This window comes from Azonexus hydrophilus DSM 23864, from assembly GCF_000429605.1.
In the GTDB taxonomy this organism is placed as follows: Bacteria; Pseudomonadota; Gammaproteobacteria; order Burkholderiales; family Rhodocyclaceae; genus Azonexus; species Azonexus hydrophilus.
Window position 1 is genome coordinate 286,120 of the sequence record NZ_KE386925.1, and the last position, 19,529, is coordinate 305,648.

Below are 19,529 nucleotides of genomic sequence, written 5' to 3' on the forward strand. Positions count from 1 at the left end.
CTCCCTGAGCTTATTGGTTCAGCGCGCGCATGCTCTCGCGCAGTTCTTCGAGTCCCTTGAGAAATCCGGGCCCCGGGTGGGTGAAGTCATCGCCGCTGAGCGGCAGGATGGGCACGCCGGGCTCGGCGATGGCCGGGTTGCAGCTTTCCGAGCGGCGGTCCTGCAGGGCGAACAGCAGGTCCGGACGACGCTCGCTGATCCAGGCGCCAACATCGCCACCAGGCTGGCCGGGGCGGAAATTGCGGATGTTGTCGTGGTCGGCGACGACCTCGAAACCGGCGGCGGTGAACAGCTCGAACAGCGTCGTACCGCGCCCGAAGGAATACGGCGCATTGCTGCAGGCGGAGAGAATCAGCACGCGGCGCTGGCGCGCATCGACCTGAGCGGCGGCGCGCCAGTCGGCGGCGAAACGGTCGACCCGTTGCTCGATGTCGACCACCCCGGTCGCCCGCCCGACCTCGCGCAGCATCTGTTCGACCCCGGCCATGCCCTTGAAACCGCCGACGCGCAGCGATACCGCCCCCGGTGGCGTGACCAGCGCTGCCGTTTCTGCCGGCGTCCATTCGGAAAAGATGAGGACATCGGGTTCGAGATCGGCGATGGCGGCCGCGTCAGGGTCGATGACCCCGCCGGTATGCTCGACCGGCAGCGGATCGTAGCGGCTGACGCCGACGACGCAGGGGCCGCGCCCCAGCCATTCAAGCGCGCGGGTGATGTAGGGCGACTGGCTGACGATGCGCGGGCAGTCGGCCGCCTGGGCCAGGCCGGCGCACAGGAGCAGCGGCAGGATGAAGGCGTGGGATAGTTTCATGGTGAGGCTTCCTGAATCAGGGACGGACCTGGCGGAAACGCTGGCCGCGATCCCAGTCCACGTAGAAGATGCCGCCGGTCGGCGCGGTGAAGCTGAACAGGCGTTCGCCGTTCATCGACACGGCGCTCTCGCCGGTGGAGAAATCGAGTTCGGGTTCCTTGCCGCCGCGATTGACGATCAGCATCGGCAGGCCGGTTTCAGCCGTGCGTTTTTCCCAGACATCGCCCGGCCCCATGCCGTCGACCGGCGGCCAGTTGGCCGGCGACAGCAGGATCTGCGCGCCCTGCCCGGCCAGTTGCGCGGCGGTGTCGGGGCGCCAGGCGTCGGCGCAGACCAGGCTGCCGACGGCGATGCCATCGACCGTCAGCGGCCGGCTGGCGCCGCCGGCCAGCGACCAGGCTTCGGCCCGGCCGACCGGGCGCTGCTTGCGCCAGGTGCCGAGGATACTGCCGGCGCGATCGATCGCCGCGACGCTGTTGTACAACTTGCCGCTGCCCGGCTCGCGCTCGGCCAGGCCGACGAACAGGGCGATACCGTTGTCGCGGGCAATTGCTGCCAGGGTATGCACCCAGGCGTCGGGGAAGGGATGAATCCAGTCGGTGCCGATGCGCTTCACAAAGTTGTAGCCGGTTTCGGCCAGTTCCGGCGTCACCACCCAGTCGGCACCATGGCGCGCCGCTTCGCCGATGGCGGCTTCGATGCGGGCGCGGTTGCCGGCAATGTCGCCGGGCACCGGGTCGAGGTGAAGCAAGGCGATGCGCAGGTCACCGTCAGCCTTGGCCGGGCCGCCGGCAGCATCGGGGAAACGTTTGGTGCCGGGAAGGAAATAGCCGTTCTGCTTGCCCAGCGCCTCGACCACCGCCGCGTAGCTCGCCTTGCCGATCAGCTCGCCGATGCGGCTGTGACCGCCGGTGTAGGTGGCGCGCGGCGCGGCGCTGCCGGAAACGACGATGATGCTGTCGGTACCGGTGCCGGTGGCCTGCACGGTCGGGGTGTAGGTGCTGGCCACCTTGAGGTCTTCGAGCGCCGCCGTCTTGCCTTCGGTGACGGTGATCAGCGCCCGGGCCAGCGCCGCGTCGCTGAGTTCGATGTTGCTCAGCACCAGGATGTTGATCGTGCCGGTCGGCTTGCCGTCCTTGTCCAGGCCCTCGATGTGGCTGCCGCTATCGACGCCGGTGCGGATCGCGTTGCTGCGTGCGCCGGCGGTGGCCAGCACGGTCACCGTCAGCGGCCCGTGCCTGCGCGTGACGACCGCCAGGTTGTCCATGTCGGCGGCAGTCGCCATGTGCGCCACTGCGGCATCGGCAACCCCCAGACGCGCCGCCGCAGCCAGGCGTTGCCGTTCGGTGTAGGGCTTGGCGTCAGCGCCCAGCTGGCGCCAGAGCAGCGGGTGCGCGGCGTGGTTGATCGCCGCCCGCGCATTGACCATGCCGTCGCTGGTCGACAGCGCCCGGCGGACTTCCGGGAAGTGGACGACCAGCGTCTTCTCCCAGTAGCCGTCGCGCTCGCCCTGCACCAGTTCGGCGCTGGCCGCGACCTCGGGCGGCAGGACCGGGGCGCCGGCAAACGCCGGCAGCGCCAGCAGCAGGCAGGCCAGTTGGACGAAATGGCGGAATGGACTCGGTTTCATCAGCGGGTTCCGGTAGCGAAAAAAGGCAGAAGCTTAACCCGGCGCGCCGGGGTCGCCGTCACTGGCAAGACTCGCAAGTCGGATCATCGATGGCACAAAACTTCGGCGCCTCCTCCTGCACCACGGCATCGTCGCGACCGCCGGCCTTTTCCGCCTGGCTGGCGCCGAGCGTGCGCAGGTAGTAGGTGGTCTTGAGGCCGCGCTTCCAGGCCAGTTTGTAGATCTCGTCGAGCTTCTTGCCGGAAGGCAGCGCCAGGTAGAGATTCAGCGATTGCGCCTGGTCGATCCATTTCTGGCGGCGGGCGGCGGCTTCGATCAGCCACACCGGGTCGATCTCGAAGGCGGTGGCGTAGCGGGCTTTCAGCTCGTCGGGCACGCGGTCGATGCGGGCGAGCGAACCGTCGAAGTACTTGAGGTCGGCGACCATCACTTCGTCCCACAGGTCGAGCGCCTTGAGGTCGCGCACCAGCGCCTCGTTGACCACGGTGAATTCGCCGGACAGGTTGGATTTGACGTAGAGGTTCTGGTAGGCCGGCTCGATGCTGGCCGAGACGCCGACGATGTTGGAGATGGTCGCGGTCGGCGCGATGGCGACGCAGTTGGAATTGCGCATGCCGTGGCGGGCGATGCGTTGCTTGAGCGCGTCCCAGTCGAGGCGGCTGTCGCGGTTGAGTTCGACCGCTTCGCCGCGCCCGGCTTCGAGCAGCGCGATGCTCTCGTGCGGCAGGATGCCGCGATCCCACAGGCTGCCGGTGAAGCTGGAATAGCGGCCGCGTTCCTTCGCCAGTTCGGTCGATGCCCAGTAGGCCTGGTAGCAGACGGCTTCCATGCTGCGGTCGGCGAATTCGATGGCTTGCGGCGAGGCGTAGGCGATTCCGAGTTGATACAGGCAATCGGCAAAACCCATGATGCCCATGCCGACCGGGCGGTGGCGCAAGTTGGCGTTGCGCGCCTTGGGCGTCGCGTAGAAGTTGATGTCGACGACGTTGTCGAGCATGCGCATGGCCGTCTGCACGGTGCGCGCGAGCTTTTCCTGGTCGAGCTGGCCGTCCTTCAGGTGCGCCAGCAGATTGACCGAGCCGAGGTTGCACACCGCCGTTTCCGAATCCGAGGTGTTCAGCGTGATTTCGGTACAGAGATTCGACGAATGGACGACGCCGACGTGCTGCTGCGGCGAGCGCAGGTTGCAGGCGTCCTTGAAGGTGATCCACGGGTGCCCGGTCTCGAACAGCATGGTCAGCATCTTGCGCCACAACTGCACGGCAGGAATCTTCTTGTGCAGCTTCAACTGGCCGGCGGCGGCCTTGGCTTCGTAGGCTTCATACGCTTCGACGAAGGCGCGGCCGGATTTTTCGTGCAGGTCGGGCGTATCGACCGGCGAGAACAGCGTCCACTCGCCACCGGCAATTACGCGCTGCATGAACAGGTCGGGAATCCAGTTGGCGGTGTTCATGTCGTGCGTGCGGCGGCGCTCGTCGCCGGTGTTCTTGCGCAGTTCGAGGAATTCCTCGATGTCGAGGTGCCAGGTTTCCAGATAGGCGCAGACGGCGCCCTTGCGCTTGCCGCCCTGGTTCACCGCAACCGCCGTGTCGTTGACCACCTTCAAAAAGGGAATCACGCCCTGGCTCTGGCCGTTGGTGCCCTTGATCCGGCTGCCCAGCGCGCGCACCGGCGTCCAGTCGTTGCCCAGCCCACCGGCGTACTTCTGCAACAGCGCGTTTTCCTTGATCGACTGATAGATGCCGTCGAGGTCGTCGGCCACCGTCGTCAGGTAGCAGGACGACAGTTGCGAATGCAGGGTGCCGCTGTTGAACAGGGTCGGCGTCGAGCACATGAAGTCGAAGCGGGAAATCAGGTCGTAAAACTCGATGGCACGCGCTTCGCGGTCGATTTCGTTCAATGCCAGGCCCATCGCCACGCGCATGAAGAAAAGCTGCGGCGTTTCGATGCGCCGGCCCTCTATATGCAGGAAATAGCGGTCGTACAGCGTCTGCAGGCCGAGGTAGCCGAACAGCTGGTTGCGCTCGGGCTTGAGTGCGGCGGCCAGGCGGTCGAGGTCGTAATCCTTGAGGCGCGGGTCGAGCAGTTCGGCAATCACGCCGCGTTCGACGAAGACCGGGAAGTAAGCCGCTTCGACGGCCTCATTCTGCGCCGCTTCCGGCCCGGCCGCTTCCTCGACCAGGCTGGCCAGCAGCAGGCGGGCGGTGGCGTAGTCGTAGCCGGGTTCGCGCTCGATCAGCGTGCGCGCAGCGAGCACCAGCGCCTGCTTGACGTCGGCCAGCGCAACACCGTCGTAAAGATTCTTCAGCGCGTGGTCGAGGATGGTCCGCGCCGAAACGCCCTCGCCCAGCCCGGCACACGCCGTCTCGCAGGCTTTCAGCAAGCCGGCGACATCAAGCGGTCGGCGCTCGCCATCGACCGTCACATGCAACTCGGGCACGCCCTGGACTTCGGCCAGCGCGGCGCGCTCGGCAGAACGCCGTTCGCGGTAGAGCACGTAGGCGCGGGCAACATCGTGTTCACCGGAGCGCATCAGCGCCAGTTCGACCTGGTCCTGGATGTCCTCGATATGCACCCGGCCACCGTCCGGCAGGCGGCGGGTCAGCGAGCGCACGACCGTTTCGGTCAGCCGCGCGACCAGTTCGCGCACCCGCGACGAGGTCGCGCTCTGGCTCCCCTCGACGGCCAGGAAAGCCTTGGTCAGGGCAACGGAAATCTTCTCGGGATGGAATTCGACGACCGCGCCATTACGGCGGATCACCTGCAGCGCGGCGGCACTGTGGGCGGACAGGTCGGAAATGTGCGCGAGGACGTTCGAGGACACGGCAATGCTCCGGTTCGGGGGGCGGAACATGGCTGGCGCGTGACGCGGCCGCGCAACGCTGTGCCGACGGACGGCGACAACGGACAAGCACGGACGACAAGAGACGAAACGCTCACGCAAAACCTCTCACCAGGGACACCCCGCCCCAAAGGAAAATGAAAAGGACACGTTGCGGCAGGTCTCCTGGCTCCCGGCTCAACGCGTTTCACCCGCCTTCCCGGACGCATCCAGTGGCATGGGGTGGCGAAACGCTCGCCGGTTACAGTTGCGGGGGCAGCCCCGGGATTCGGATCGTCAGATCCGGCACCGGATTCCCGTTTTAATCCCCTTGCGGGGAACCATCAACGGCGCACACTTTATGACAAGGCAGGACGAATCGCAAGCAGGGAACACTAAATAAGGCGCAAAAATACAAGAACAACACTAGGGGTAGTAGAAACAAAGCAGATGAATCGCGCGCCGTCTCATGCGAAAATCCGCCCCCATGACTGCCCTCGCCTTCGTCGACCTGGAAACCACCGGCGCCACCGCCACCTCCGACCGCATCACCGAAATCGGCATCGTCGAGGTCGATGCCGACGGCACCGTGCGCGAGTGGCAGCAACTGGTCAATCCGGGCACCCATATCTCGCCGTTCATCGAGAACCTGACCGGCATCAGCAATGCCATGGTCGCCACTGCCCCGCCCTTTGCCGAGGTCGCCGAAGATGTCCTGCGCCGACTCAAGGGACGACTGTTCATCGCCCACAACGCGCGCTTCGACTATGGCTTCCTGAAAAACGAATTCAAGCGCAGCGGCATCGAATTCCGCGCACCGGTGCTGTGCACGGTCAAGCTGTCGCGCGCGCTCTACCCGGAATTCAAGCGCCACAGCCTGGACAGCCTGATCGAGCGCCACGGCCTGATCGCCAACGGTCGCCACCGGGCGCTGGCCGATGCCCAGCTGATCCATCAGTTCTGGCAAAGAATCCACGCCGAACGCAGCGGCGAGGAAATCGACGCGGCGCTCAGGAAACTCAACACCTACCCCAGCCTGCCGCCGCATCTCGATCCGGCCATCATCGACGAACTGCCGGAAACACCCGGCGTTTACCTGTTCTACGGCGAAGCCAGCGAACACGGCGAGCTGCCGCTGTACATCGGCAAAGGCAAGAACATCCGCAACCGGGTGCTGTCGCATTTTTCCGCCGACCACCGTTCGGCTCGCGAAATGACGCTGGCGCAACAGACCCGGCGCATCGACTGGATCGAAACCGCGGGCGAAATCGGCGCCCTGCTGCGCGAAGCCGAGCTGGTGAAAACCCGCCAACCGACGCAGAACCGCCAGTTACGGCGCAACGAAGAGGTGTGCACCTGGACCCTGGTCGATGCCGGCGACGGCTGGCTGAAACCCGAACTGCGCCTCGCCGCCGACCTGGACTTCGGCATCGGCAATGCCTGCTACGGGCTGTTCAAGAGCCCTCGCGAAGCCACGCAGACGCTGCGCAAACTGGTCGACGCCCATCAACTGTGCGACATCCTCAGCGGGCTCGACCGCCAGGTCGGCAACAAACCCTGCTTCGGCCACCAGACGCGCCGCTGCAAAGGCGGTTGTGTCGGCAAGGAGCCGCTGGCCAAGCACAGCATGCGACTGATGGGCGCAATGGTGACGCTGAAACTCGCCAGCTGGCCCTTCCCCGGCCCGGCGGTCATCCGCGAAGGCGACGAAGCACACCTGATCGACGGCTGGCGCTACCTTGGCAGCGCCCGCAGCGACGACGAACTGCATGCGCTGCTGGCATTGAAGCGCCCGCCCTTCGACCGCGATATCTACAAGATACTGAGCAAGCAGATAGCCCTCATGAAGGCGCTCCCCGGTCGCTGACAAGCCAGCCGCGATGCACACCATTCATGCGAATACGCCGTGTAAGTACCAACCACTGGCGTCGCGGAAGATCCACGCCCACTGCCCTTCGCCGTTGCGGGCAACAAAGTAGTCGCGGCGCAGGTCGCCGACAGCGAATGCCTCGCCGCTGTCCCACCAGCCGCTTTCCAGCCGCTCACCACGGGTGACGAGTTGCAGCGGGCCGTGCCAGTGCGGGCCGTCGACACGTTCGGCCAGCGGCTGCGGCGCCGGCAGCAGCCAGAGCGGGCGCGGCTTGCCGAATGTTGCGGTCGACGTGGTTTTTGCGGCAAGAATGCCGGCCGGGTCGTCGCTGCGGCTGGCGCATTCCGGGCGATGGTCGGCATGCAGCGCCAGGCTGCGCACAGCGTCGTCGCCGAGTCGGGCGCGCAGGCGTTCGATGCAGGCAGCGGCGCCCTCGCCCTGCAGCGCCTGGTCGAACAGGCCGGCGCTGGCGTCGGGCCGGGCGACGACTTCGTCGGCCACCAGGCTGAGCGTCTCGACCGGCGCCACCAGTTGCAGGCGACCGAGATGCTCGCGCAACAGGCGCATGAACCGGCCTTCGTCGGCACAGGGTTCGCCGAAACGCAGCGGCAGCGCGCTGGTCGAGCCATCGTCGTGAGTCAGCTGCAGCGTGCCGGCGCGCAGCAGCGACTGGCGCACCTGCAGCCAGCCAGCCAGCGCGGCAAACAGACGCTGCGTGGCGAAGGCCAGGCCTTCGGCGAATTCGACGCGCGACGGCAGTTCCAGCCCGGCGGCGAAACGCTCGGGAAAGACGAAGGCGCGCTGCGGATCGGGCAACTCGCCGCGGGCGCGCAGCAGGTCGTCGACCGGGCCGTTGCCGATGCGCCGACGCAAGCCGGCGGCCGGCTGCGCGCTCAGTTCGCCGAGCCGACGCAGGCCGAAGGCGTCGAGCCGGGCGACGACCTCGGCCGGCCAGTCGGGTACGACACACGGCAAATCGGCCAGCGCCGCCTGCAGCGCGGCCAGGCTCTCGTAGCTGGCGGCCGCGTCGGCACGCGCCAACCAGCGGGCGCCGAGCGGCGTTGGTGCGACCGCCCAGTCCACACGCCAACCCTGTACCCGGCAACCGTCGCGCACCGCTTCAACAATCGCTTCGATACCGCCGAACAAGCGCCGACAACCGCCGATCTCGAGCAGCAACCCGGCCGGCGGCGCCAGGCTGACGGTCGGCGTGAAACGCCCGGACCAGCAGGCAAGACCGGCGAGCGCCCGCGCTTCGCGTGCCGGATCGCGCTCGCAGGCGCGCAGCCCGGGCAGCAGGCCGAGTGCGGTCGACAACTTGTGGCCGGGCAAAATACCGGCTGCAGTGGCAACCGGATCGGCGGCCAGAACCCGGCCGCGCGCCGTGACGACGCTAGGCGACTGCCGCAGCGGCAGGGCTTCCAGCGTCAGCTGCGGAAAATGCAGGGCCAGCCACAACACGTGTTTTCCTTCCCGGTCGGGGGATCTCGATCTGCAACAGACGCGACGCCGGCCGACCGCGCCGCTTGAGGATGCGCAACGCCAACCGGTCGGCACCGGCGGCCAGCGTCAGACGTAAAGGCGCCGGCGACGGGGTTGCAGCGTTTACGGTCGACCGCCACAAAACGGCAAAAACCGACTGCCCTTCGGCCGCCACCTGCAGGCGGCGCAAGGCCCGGGCATCGATGCCGGCGTCCGGCCAGGCGAGCAGCCCGGCAAAGCCGCCGCATCTGAGCAACTGCTCAATGCACCAGGCACCCTGTCTGCCCGGCCGGATCACCAGCAGGCGCTCCGGCGCCACGCCGGCCGCCGCCCAGGCCGGCGCATGCGGCAGCCAGGGCGGTGCGACCAGCGCCAGGCGACCGCCCTCGCCCGACAAGCGGGCCAGCGCCGGCAGCAGCAGGCTGATTTCGCCAATACCGCTGCGATCCACGAGAATTTCGGTGAGATTGCCGCGCGGCCAGCCGCCGCCCGGCAGTTCGGCGTCGAGTTCGGTGTAACCGCTGGCGATGGTGCCAGCCGGCAGGCCGGGCAAGGCATCGCCACGCCAGATGTCGCCGCGCGCCAGGACCGCCGCCAAACTCACCGGCGACGGCTGCGCGCTCATGAGAGTTTCGAAATGGCTCCGCGGATCAGGCCGACAGCGACACCCTCGATGGCGAATTCGACCTCGCCGGGGTTGATCACGATGGGCTCGAAATCCGGGTTTTCGGCGATCAGGCGAATCTGGTTCTTGCCGCGTTCCAGGCGTTTGACGGTGACTTCCTCGTCGATGCGGGCGACGACGATCTCGCCGTCGCGCGCCTGATTCGTCTTATGCACGGCGATCAGGTCGCCGTCGAAGATGCCGGCGTCGATCATCGACAGACCGCGCACCTTCAACAGGAAATCGGCACGCGGATTGAACAGGCCGGCGTCGAAGTTGTAGCGCCCCTGCACGTTCTCGACGGCGAGGATGGGCGAACCGGCGGCGACGCTGCCGATCAGCGGCAGACCGAGTTGCTCGACCAGACGAATGCCGCGCGCCGAACCAGGCTCGAGGTTGATCGCCCCTTTCTTGGCCAGCGCCTTGAGGTGATCCTCGGCAGCGTTGGCCGAGGCAAAGCCGAAGGCGGTGGCGATTTCGGCGCGGGTCGGCGGCGCCCCGAGCACCTCGACGGTGTTCTTGATGAAATCGAGGATTTCCTGCTGACGCGGGGTGAGTTTCATGACGGGGCTCCGGCAATTTCCGATGACTGTATTTTTGTACAGTTACAAGGATTTGGCAAGGCCGAGATCAAAACAAAACCATTGAGAGCGAAACAGAAAAATCATCTATCCATATGATAAAAAATGAATTATCCTGAAAATTGAAAATAATTTATTTCAGGATAAATTTCAATGTATCAAGAGTTTACAGACGAACAACGACGTTTGCTGCTGAACTTGTCGCAGTATTACGCTGCCTACATTGACGCTGAGCGCGAACGACACAGGACATCGGATTTTCCCCTGCACTGGAAAACTGTCAGCGGCAGAGACTATCTGTACGAAATCATCGATAGTCGCGGCAACGCCAAGAGTAAAGGACCTCGGTCGAGCAAGACGGAAGCCCTTCACCAAGCATGGCATGACGCCAAGTTGCGCGGCGACAATGCCAGAACGCTTCTTGTCGAAATCGGGCGCATGTATCGCGCCATGCGCCTGGGCTCGATTTCCGGTGAAGCAGCGGCCATATTGCGCGAAGCCGATCGTCGAGAGCTACTCGGCAATTCCCTGATCGTTGTCGGCACCAATGCCATGCCGGCTTATGAGGTCGAGGCACAACACCGGATCGGCACCGGACTCGACGAAACCCAGGTCTTCGACATGGCGTGGATCGGTCACCTGACTTTCGCCGGCACCGCCCCTTCCCCACATAGCGGCGATCCATTCTGGCGCATGCTCAAAGCCGTTGACTCGACCTATACGGTGAATACCGAGAGAAACTTCCAGGCACGCAACGCAAAAGCCTACGAAGTGGAATTACTCGTCGCCCCGAGCCGCGTCGCCTCCATGGGCAAAACCGACAAGCCAGTGCCCATGCCTTTACCGGAACAAGAGTGGCTGTTGAACGGTCGCTTCGTCGATCATGTCATCTGCGCACGCGATGGCTCGGCGGCAAGAATCGTCGCCCCTGATCCGCGCTGGTTTGCACTGCACAAGCTATGGATGAGCGATCAGGAAAAACGCACTGCACTCAAACGCCCCAAAGACCGCAAACAAGGGCTGCGCTTGCTGGATTCAATTGCGCGCCATATGCCGCACTATGCGCTCGACGACACATTCGCCGCAGAACTCCCCGACGAACTGCGCCGCTATTTTGATGACTGGCGCCAAAATAGCGGCGCCACGCCCCCGCCACCACCTGCCTGGTAGTCAAAGTCCAACACCTGCCGAAAACTCGGCTAATATCCGCGCTCGCCCCGACTTGCCCCGCCACAGGACCGCGCATGAAACTCCAGCACCTCGCCATCGGCGACCGCTTCGAATACGACGGCAGAATCTTCGTCAAGACCGGCCCGCTGACCGCTTCCTCGGACCAGGGCGGACAGCAGATCATTCCCCGCTATGCCGTACTCACGCCGCTCGATCAGCCGGCGTCGGGAAACAAGACAGCCGGCCGTGACCGGGTAAACAAGGCGGCGGTGCTCGCCGCTTTCGACCGCTTCTACCGGACCAGCGAACGGCTCTGCGACGCTGCCGCGCAAGCCGAGCTGGCAAAGGCGCGGAGCGAATTCCTGAAGATCTTCGAGTAATCAGGTCGGCAGGTCGACACCCTTGAGCTTGCGATACATGTCGACCGCGTAGGAGTCAGTCATGCCGGCGACGAAATCGGCCACCTGCAGTAGACGCACATAGGGATCGGCATCCGGCTTGCCATCGTGGCCGAGGAATTGCGTCGGCAATAGCCTGAGCAGCATGCGTTCGCGCGTCGTCACCCGGGTTCCCGGCACTTCCGCAGCCGCCTCGACGGCGTTGGTATAGAGCGCCAGCAAGGCGCCGAGCACCTCGAAACCGGCGGTTTCGATCTCCAGCGCCGGCCGCGCCGTATAGATGGTTTCCTTGGCCACGCGCAACACCGCCTGCAGCGGCACACCGACCGGCGACTGGTCGAGCAGCTCCTCATCGAAACTGCCGTCGAGGATGGCCGCCTCATTTTCCAGGAAGACCGCCGCCGCGCTTTCCAGCAGCCGACCGATGGCCTTGGCGCGCAGGTATTCCAGCCTTTCCTTGGGGTCGTGCAGGCGGTCGAGCCGGCCGCCGTTGATCGTGTTGCCGGCCAGGTCGGCAAGCAGGCATTCGGCGTCCTTGTACGGCACGAAGCCGAGCCGGGCGGCATCTTCGAGATCGACGATCAGGTAGCAGGTATCGTCAGCGACCTCGACCAGAAAGGCCAGCGGATGGCGACGCCAGGCGGTACCGGGAATGCGCTCGACCAGGCCGGTGGAAGCGGCGACGCGGGCGAAGTTGTCGGCATCCTGCTGGAAGAAACCGAATTTCTTGCCGCTTTTACCGTCCAGTTCGCCGGCCACATGCGAAGGCCGCGGATATTTGGTGAAGGTGGCCAGCACCGCGCTGGTCAGTTGCAGGCCGCCGGGATTGGCCGGACTCTGCAGGCGGGAAACGATGCGGAAGCCCTGCGCGTTGCCCTCGTAGCGCTCGAAATCGGCGCGCTGCGCAGCGGTGAAATCATGGCGTTCGAGCAGGCCGGAAATGCGGAACCACTCGCGGATCGCATCCTCGCCGGCGTGGCCGAACGGCGGGTTGCCGATGTCGTGCGCCAGACAGGCGGCGGCGACGATGGCGCCGAAATCGCCCGATTCGACATCCTTCAACCCATGCCGGGCGATGATCTCGCGGCCGACCACAGCACCCAGCGAGCGGCCGACACAACTGGCCTCCAGGCTGTGCGTCAGGCGGGTGCGCACGTAATCGCTCTTCGACAGCGGAAAAACCTGGGTCTTGTCCTTCAGCCGGCGAAAGGCCGAGGTGAACACGATGCGGTCGTAATCCTGCTGGAAGGCGGTGCGCTCCGCCGTGCCCGGCGCCTTGCCGGCGCCCAGGCGCTCGCTGGAGAGCAGTTTTTCCCAGATTTTCTTCTTGCCCATGTGGCGTCCGTCGTCATTGACCATGGGCGCCGAGTTTACTCCGCTTCGAGCAAGGCCCGCACATGATCCGGCAAAGGCACGGATTTTCCGCTCTGCGTATTCATCCACACCACCTTGGCCGCGCCCTCGGCGTACAACTCACCATCGATCAGCATGTCGACATAGGTCTGGCAACTGGAACGGCCGACCGCGCCGACATAGGTGTGCACCTCGACAGTACCCGGATAGTTCATCGGCTTGAGGAAGGTACAGGCCGCATTGACGATCACCGGACCATCGCCGCCGGGGCGGACCATGACCTTCATGTCCTCGATCCATTCGACCCGGGCCTGCTCCATGTAGCGGAAATAGACGGTGTTGTTGACGTGCCCGTAGGCGTCCATGTCGCCCCAGCGGATGGGCATGCGGGTGGTGTGGATGAGCTTTTTGCGATGGTCCATGAAACGATCGTTTGAAAAGGGTTGAAGAAAGGTTTTCCATACTGTACCGTATTGAAAAAACACCGACAACAAACGGAGGAGACAATAATGGAACGCGAAGCCATGGAATTCGACGCGGTCGTCGTCGGCGGTGGTCCCGCCGGCCTGGCCGCTGCCATCCGCCTGAAGCAACTGGCGGCGGCAAACAATCAGGAAATCTCGGTCTGCCTGATCGAGAAAGGCGCCGAGATCGGCGCCCACATCCTCTCCGGCGCGGTCATGGACCCGCGCGCCCTCGACGAACTGCTGCCTGACTGGAAAACGACCGGCGCGCCGCTCAACGCCCCGGTCAGCGAGGATCGCTTCCTGATCCTCTCGGAAACCGGCGCCACGCAGGTGCCGAACGCCCTGCTCCCCGGCTGTTTCCACAACGAAGGCAACTACGTCATCTCGCTCGGCAACGTCTGCCGCTGGCTGGGCGAACAGGCCGAAGCGCTCGGCGTCGAGATTTACCCCGGCTTTGCCGGCAGCGAAGTGCTGTTCGACGAGAACGGCGCGGTCAAGGGCGTGGCCACCGGCGACATGGGCCGCCTGCACGACGGTTCGGAAGGCCCGAACTTCCAGCAGGGCATGGAACTGCACGGCAAATACACCTTCTTCGCCGAAGGCTGCCGCGGCCACCTCGGCAAGCAGTTGATCGCGCATTTCGCGCTCGACCGCGACGCCGACCCGCAAACCTACGGCATCGGCCTCAAGGAACTCTGGGAAATCGACCCGGCCAAACACCAGAGCGGCCTGGTCATCCACAGCGGCGGCTGGCCGATGCAGCCCGACACCTACGGCGGCGGTTTCCTCTACCACCTGGAGAATAACCAGATCGCCATCGGTTTCGTCGTCGGCCTCGGCTACGAAAATCCGCACCTGTCGCCCTATGAGGAGTTCCAGCGCTTCAAGACGCACCCGGAAATCCGCAAGTTCCTTGAAGGCGGCAAGCGCATCGCCTACGGGGCCCGGGCGCTGACCGCCGGTGGCCTGCAGTCGCTACCGAAAACCACCTTCCCCGGCGGCGTGCTGATCGGCGACGACGCGGGTTTTCTCAACGCCGCCCGCATCAAGGGTTCGCACTGCGCGATCAAGACCGGGGCGCTGGCCGCCGAAGCCTGTTTCGAGGCGCTGGCCGGCAATCGTCAGCGCGATGAACTGGTCGCCTATCCGGAAGCCTTCCGCCAGAGCTGGCTGTACGAAGAACTGCACCGCGCCCGCAACTTCAAACCGTGGATGAGTAAAGGCCTGTGGCTGGGTTCGCTGATGTTCGGCATCGACCAGTTGGTGCTGCGCGGCAAGGCCCCGTGGACGCTGCGCCACAGCCAGCCCGACCACGCCAAGCTGAAACCGGCCGCCGACTGTCCGAAAATCGCCTACCCGAAACCGGACGGCGTGATCACCTTCGACCGCCTGTCGTCGGTCTTCCTGTCGAGCACCAACCACGAGGAAGACCAGCCCTGCCATTTGCGCCTGAAAGACGCCAGCGTGCCGGTCGCGGTCAATCTCGCCACCTACGACGCGCCCGAACAGCGCTACTGCCCGGCCGGCGTCTACGAGATCCTGAACGACGAAAACGGTGCCCCGCGCCTGCAGATCAACGCCCAGAACTGCGTGCATTGCAAGACCTGCGACATCAAGGATCCGACGCAGAACATCACCTGGGTCGTTCCGCAAGGCGGCGAAGGACCGACCTATCCGAACATGTAGGCGTTATAGCCGGGCTTTTCTCGGTTTATAATCTCGCGGCTAAACCCCTTTGGGAGAATAAACACATGGGCTTTCTCGCCGACAAGAAGATTCTGATCACCGGGCTGCTGTCCAAGCATTCCATTGCTTACGGCATTGCCAAGGCCTGCCACCGCGAAGGCGCCCAGCTGGCGTTCACCTACCAGAACGAACGCTTCGAAGATCGCATCAAGAAGTTCGCTGCCGAATTCGACAGCGACATCACCATTCCGGTCGACGTCAGCAGCGACGAGCAGATCACCAACCTCTTCGTCGAACTCGGCAAGCGCTGGGACGGCCTCGACGGGCTGGTGCATTCGATCGCCTACGCGCCGACCGAAGCCATCGAGGGCGATTTCCTCGACGGCATCACCCGCGACGCCTTCCGCATTGCTCACGAAATTTCCTCGTACAGCTACCCGGCGCTGGTCAAGGCCGCCCGGCCGATGATGCGTGGCCGCAAGAGCTCGGCGCTGGCGCTGTCCTACCTGGGCGCCGAACGGACCATGCCGAACTACAACACCATGGGCCTGGCCAAGGCCAGCCTGGAAGCCGCCACGCGCTACCTGGCATTCTGCCTCGGCCCTGAAGGCATCCGCGCCAACGCCATCTCGGCCGGTCCGATCAAGACCCTGGCCGCTTCCGGCATCGGCAACTTCGGCAAGCTGCTCGCCTACAACTCGCACAACGCCCCGCTGCGCCGCAACGTGACCATCGAGGAAGTCGGCAATGCCGCCGCCTTCATGCTGTCCGACCTGGCCAGCGGCATCACCGGTGAAATCACCTACGTCGATGGCGGCATGAACACCGTCGCCCTGGGCAACGCCGAGCCGCTGCCGGCCTGACCGGATTGCGGTCGAGCCGCAAGCACGCCATGAAACGCCGACCCGGCATGTCCCGGTCGGCGTTTTTCTTTGGACCAAGGATTTCCTGATGCGCCTGCTGCCCCACTGGGCCTCACCCTATCCCCGCCAGCACCTGGGCAGCGACGTCCTGGCCGGCATCATCGTCACCATCCTGGTCATTCCGCAGAGCCTCGCCTACGCGCTGCTCGCCGGGCTGCCGCCGCAGGCCGGACTCTACGTTTCCATCCTGCCGGTGATCGCCTACGCGTTGTTCGGCAGCAGCATGGTGCAGGCGGTCGGCCCGGTGGCGATCACCGCGATCATGACCTACTCGGTGCTGGCGCCGATTGCAGCACCGGGTTCGCCGGCCTACATCGGGCTGGCGGCAGTCGTCGCACTCGGCTCGGGTGTCCTGCTGGTGCTCTGCGGCAGCCTGCGCCTGGGTTTCCTGGCCAATCTGCTGAGCCGGCCGGTGATCGCCGGTTTCATTTCCGGTTCGGCCGTGCTCATCGTCTTCAGCCAGTTGAAACATTTCTTTGGCGTGGCCCCTCAGGGCAGCGATGCGGCCACGGTCATCCGGGCGCTGCTCGCCGACGGACGGCTGGACATGGCCAGCGCCATCGGCCTGACGGCCGTCGCCATCCTCGGTTTTGCCCGCCTCTGGCTGGCCGGCCTGCTGGAACGCTGCGGCCTTTCGCCTGCCGCCGGCGGCTTCGTCGTCCGCCTGTTTCCGCTGCTGGTCGTGCTCGGCGCCACGGCGGCGGTGATCGCCGGCGATCTCGACCGGCTGCATGGTGTCGCGGTGGTCGGCCGCATCGCCGAAGGCCTGCCTGGCCTCACACCCTTCCTGCCGGCGGCCGGTGAACTTCAGCAACTGGCCCTGCCGATCCTGCTGGTGGCGCTGATCGGCATGGTCCAGAACATTTCCATGGGCCAGGCACTGGCCATCCGCCGCCGCGAACGCCTCGACGCCAATGCCGAGTTGCGCGGCCTGGGCTGCGCCAACATCGTGGCCGCCTTTTCCGGCGGCATGCCGGTCGGCGGCGGCGTATCGCGGACTGCCGTCAATGTCGCTGCCGGCGCACAAACACCGCTGGCCAGCATCATCTCGGCCTTGGCCATGCTCCTGGTCGTTGCCGGTGCGGCGCCCTTGCTCGCCCGTCTGCCGCTGGCTGTCCTGGCCGCCAGCATCATCGTCGCTGCGGTCAGCATGATCGACCTGCGCAGCCTGCGCCAGGCCTGGCGTTACGACCGGGCCGACGGACTCGCTGCCCTGGGCACGGCAGTCGGCGTCTTCGTGCTTGGCCTGGAAGCCGGCATCGGGCTGGGCATCCTGTTCTCGCTGGCGACCCTGCTCTATCGCGCCAGCACGCCGCATATCGCGGTCATCGGCCGGATTCCGGACAGCGAGCATTTCCGCAATGTCGAACGCTACGCAGTCGAAACCCTGCCCGGCACGCTCTTCCTGCGCATCGACGAAAGCCTGTTCTTCGGCAATCTGCATGCGCTGGAAAGCCGCCTGGCGAGCGAACTGGAAAAAGCCGGCGACACCCGGCACGTGGTCCTGATCATGAATGCGGTCAATCGCGTCGACACGACTGCGATGGAGGTTCTCAGCGACCTCAACCGCGACCTTTGCGGTCGCGGCATCGCCCTGCACTTCGCCGAAATCAAGGGGCCGGTCCAGGACCGGCTGATCGGCACACCGCTATGGCAGGAATTGTCGGGACGAGTCTTCCTGTCGGTCAATGACGCCTATACGGCGCTGACCAGCGGAACCCCGCCCCGGGCGGACTGAACTCAGCGCTCGCTGGTGCTCAGCGCCTTCTCGTTGATTTCCACCTTGTAACGCTTGCGCAGGGCATCCAGGTACATCTGGATGTCGTCCTGGGCAGCCAGCGTACGCAACTGGCCGATCAGACCCTGGCGACGCACGTCGTCGAGCTTCTCGCCGGCTTCGACCTTGTTCAGGCGATACAGCGCGTAACCGGCGCCGGGCAGTTCGACACCGACGTAGGACGGCAAGGCGTCGGTGCGCATGCGGAACACCGGCTGCACGGCCTGCGGCGGCAACTGCCGGGCATCCATGCGCGAAACGCGACGCGACGCGCCCCAGACCTGCTTGTCGTCACCGGACTGCAGCGCAGCCAGGCGGGCTTCGCCGTCGGCCTTGACCAGCTTCATCGCTTCGCGCTCGGTCAGCATGCGCTCGATCACCGGCTTCATTTCCTCGAAGGGCTGCAGCGCAGCGGCCTTGTACTCGACGATGCGGGCAGCGACCAGCGTGTTCGGCGCAACCTCGACGGCTTCGGTATTGCGCTTGTTCTTGACGGCGTCGTCGGAAAACAGGGCTTCCAGCAGCTTGGCGTTGGCCAGCGGGCCGTTGGCCGGATTGGGCTGGCGACCCAGCCAGTCGCTCTGCTGGATTTTCAGCTTGAACTGTTCGGCGGCCGGTTGCAGGCTGTCGGCTTGCTCGTAGACGATATTGCTGAAGGCTTCGGCAGCTTCGGCAAACTTGCGGCCGGCTGCGGCCGCCTTGAGTTCGGCCACGATCTCGCCGCGCACTTCGGCCAGCGGCTTTTCCTTGGCGGCGCGGATGGCGGCCAGCTTGATGATGTGGAAACCGAAATCGGATTCAACGATGCCGGAAACTTCGCCTTCCTTCATGCCGAAGGTGGCGTCCTCGAACGGCTTGACCATCATGCCGCGACCGAAGAAGCCCAGGTCACCGCCCTGGCCGGCCGAACCCGGATCGTCGGAATGCTGGCGGGCCAGTTCGGCAAAGGCCGCCGGCTTCTTCTGCACTTCCCTGAGGACCTCTTCCGCCTTGGCCCGGGCCTTGTCCTTGCCTAGGGTTTCCGAAGCGATCAGGATGTGGCTGGCACGGCGTTCCTCGGGCTGCTGGTAGCGCGCCTTGTGGCCGTCGTACCAGGACTGGACCTCGGCATCACTGACTTCGACCGCCATGCCTTCCTGGCTGAGGACGACGAATTCGGCGCGGGCCTGGTCCGGCGTCTGGAACTGCTGGCTGTTTTCGTCGTAGAACTTGCGGGCGGCATCGTCGGCCAGCTTGACCTTGGCCAGGTAGCTGCCGGCCGGCAGGATCAGTTCCTGAATCTGGCGCTGTTCGGTCTGCAGGGCCAGGATGCGTTCGCCGACGGTGGTCGACAGCATGCCGGTCTGACCGATGGTGCCGGCCAGTTGCTGCAGGGTCAGATCCTGGCGGACCTGGGCTTCGAAGCCGGCCGGGCTCAGGCCCTGGGCGCGCAACAGGGCTTCGTAGCGCTCATTGGAGAACTGACCGTCCTGCTGGAAGGCCTCGATCCCGGCAATGCTGTTACGCACCGCGTCGTCGGTCACGAACAGGCGACGCTGGGCCGCTTCCAGGGCCAGCAGGCGACGATCGATGACGTCGTCGAGGATGGCCTTGCGGAACTCGGGGTTGTCGAGCATCTTCGGATCGACCTGGCCGAGCTGGTTGCGCAGGCGCTCCTGCTGCTCGCGCATGACCTGCTGGAATTCCTGTTGCGAAATCCCGACACCGCCAACGGTGGCAACATCGGCACCACCAGCGCCATCACTGACGTAGGATTCGAGACCGAAGAAGGCAAACGGGAGGGCGATCAGCACCAGGAACACCTGGACGATCTTCTTGTTGTTGCGGACTGCGTCGAACATGAGCAGAAAATCCTTCGAATTCGTTCAGAACGGCAAGGCGAAGCTTGCCCAAAAA

Annotated in this window: 15 protein-coding genes and 1 riboswitch; of the genes, 6 read left to right on the forward strand and 9 right to left on the reverse strand. The window is 65.1% G+C overall.

Annotated elements, in window-relative coordinates; all coding sequences use genetic code 11:
- Positions 1-10: 10 nt before the first annotated feature.
- From G471_RS0112695 to G471_RS0112710, 3 genes are read right to left on the reverse strand one after another with little or no spacing between them, the layout of a single operon-like run.
- Positions 11-811: an ABC transporter substrate-binding protein gene (locus G471_RS0112695; protein ID WP_043421602.1), complete on the reverse strand. Its 801-nt coding sequence runs from the start codon at positions 809-811 to the stop codon at positions 11-13.
- A gap of 16 nt (positions 812-827) precedes the next feature.
- Positions 828-2,441 carry an adenosylcobinamide amidohydrolase gene (locus tag G471_RS18855; protein ID WP_081700255.1) on the reverse strand — a complete coding sequence of 538 codons (1,614 nt, stop codon included), beginning with the start codon at positions 2,439-2,441 and terminating at the stop codon, positions 828-830.
- Between the two features lie 58 nt (positions 2,442-2,499).
- Entirely contained in the window at positions 2,500-5,265 is a 2,766-nt protein-coding gene (locus G471_RS0112710; protein WP_051295532.1) for a ribonucleoside-diphosphate reductase subunit alpha, read from the reverse strand.
- A gap of 156 nt (positions 5,266-5,421) precedes the next feature.
- A riboswitch (cobalamin riboswitch) is annotated at positions 5,422-5,623 on the reverse strand.
- A gap of 126 nt (positions 5,624-5,749) precedes the next feature.
- On the opposite strand from G471_RS0112710, the gene G471_RS0112715 reads away from it, so the two are divergent.
- Positions 5,750-7,129, forward strand: coding sequence for a 3'-5' exonuclease family protein (locus G471_RS0112715; protein ID WP_081700257.1), 1,380 nt, complete (start codon positions 5,750-5,752; stop codon positions 7,127-7,129).
- Between the two features lie 24 nt (positions 7,130-7,153).
- On the opposite strand, the gene G471_RS0112720 is transcribed toward G471_RS0112715, so the two are convergent.
- From G471_RS0112720 to lexA, 3 genes are read right to left on the reverse strand one after another with little or no spacing between them, the layout of a single operon-like run.
- A complete protein-coding gene (locus G471_RS0112720) occupies positions 7,154-8,593 on the reverse strand; it encodes a Y-family DNA polymerase (protein ID WP_028995680.1) in 1,440 nt (479 codons plus the stop codon).
- A complete protein-coding gene (imuA, locus tag G471_RS17620; protein WP_051295474.1) occupies positions 8,526-9,239 on the reverse strand; it encodes a translesion DNA synthesis-associated protein ImuA in 714 nt (237 codons plus the stop codon). Before imuA ends, G471_RS0112720 begins: the two co-directional genes overlap by 68 nt.
- Positions 9,236-9,841 (reverse strand): transcriptional repressor LexA, encoded by a 606-nt coding sequence (gene lexA, locus G471_RS0112730; RefSeq protein ID WP_028995681.1) that lies wholly within the window; start codon positions 9,839-9,841, stop codon positions 9,236-9,238. The genes imuA and lexA overlap by 4 nt, the downstream gene beginning before the upstream one ends.
- 171 nt (positions 9,842-10,012) lie before the next feature.
- Here lexA and G471_RS0112735 point away from each other — a divergent pair, with 171 nt between their 5' ends.
- A complete protein-coding gene (locus tag G471_RS0112735; RefSeq protein ID WP_081700258.1) occupies positions 10,013-11,029 on the forward strand; it encodes a GSU2403 family nucleotidyltransferase fold protein in 1,017 nt (338 codons plus the stop codon).
- A 74-nt stretch (positions 11,030-11,103) separates the two neighbouring features.
- On the forward strand, positions 11,104-11,409 hold the full coding sequence (locus G471_RS0112740; protein ID WP_028995683.1) for a hypothetical protein: 306 nt from the start codon (positions 11,104-11,106) through the stop codon (positions 11,407-11,409).
- Here the strand turns inward: G471_RS0112740 and dgt are convergent, their stop codons facing one another.
- Both dgt and G471_RS0112750 read right to left on the reverse strand, forming a co-directional pair.
- Positions 11,410-12,786 (reverse strand): dGTP triphosphohydrolase, encoded by a 1,377-nt coding sequence (gene dgt / locus G471_RS0112745; RefSeq protein WP_211226428.1) that lies wholly within the window; start codon positions 12,784-12,786, stop codon positions 11,410-11,412.
- 11 nt (positions 12,787-12,797) lie between these two features.
- Positions 12,798-13,202: an acyl-CoA thioesterase gene (locus G471_RS0112750; protein WP_028995685.1), complete on the reverse strand. Its 405-nt coding sequence runs from the start codon at positions 13,200-13,202 to the stop codon at positions 12,798-12,800.
- An 87-nt stretch (positions 13,203-13,289) separates the two neighbouring features.
- Here G471_RS0112750 and G471_RS0112755 point away from each other — a divergent pair, with 87 nt between their 5' ends.
- The 3 genes from G471_RS0112755 (at position 13,290) to G471_RS17625 (ending at position 17,594) form a co-directional block, all read left to right on the forward strand.
- Positions 13,290-14,933 (forward strand): electron transfer flavoprotein-ubiquinone oxidoreductase, encoded by a 1,644-nt coding sequence (locus tag G471_RS0112755; protein WP_028995686.1) that lies wholly within the window; start codon positions 13,290-13,292, stop codon positions 14,931-14,933.
- Positions 14,934-14,998: 65 nt separating this feature from the next.
- Complete coding sequence (gene fabI, locus G471_RS0112760) at positions 14,999-15,796, forward strand: enoyl-ACP reductase FabI (RefSeq protein WP_028995687.1); 798 nt, start codon at positions 14,999-15,001, stop codon at positions 15,794-15,796.
- A gap of 88 nt (positions 15,797-15,884) precedes the next feature.
- Positions 15,885-17,594, forward strand: a complete 1,710-nt coding sequence (locus tag G471_RS17625) for a SulP family inorganic anion transporter (protein ID WP_051295475.1) — start codon at positions 15,885-15,887, stop codon at positions 17,592-17,594.
- 2 nt (positions 17,595-17,596) lie between these two features.
- Here the strand turns inward: G471_RS17625 and G471_RS0112770 are convergent, their stop codons facing one another.
- Entirely contained in the window at positions 17,597-19,474 is a 1,878-nt protein-coding gene (locus G471_RS0112770; protein WP_028995688.1) for a SurA N-terminal domain-containing protein, read from the reverse strand.
- Between the last annotated feature and the right edge of the window lie 55 nt (positions 19,475-19,529).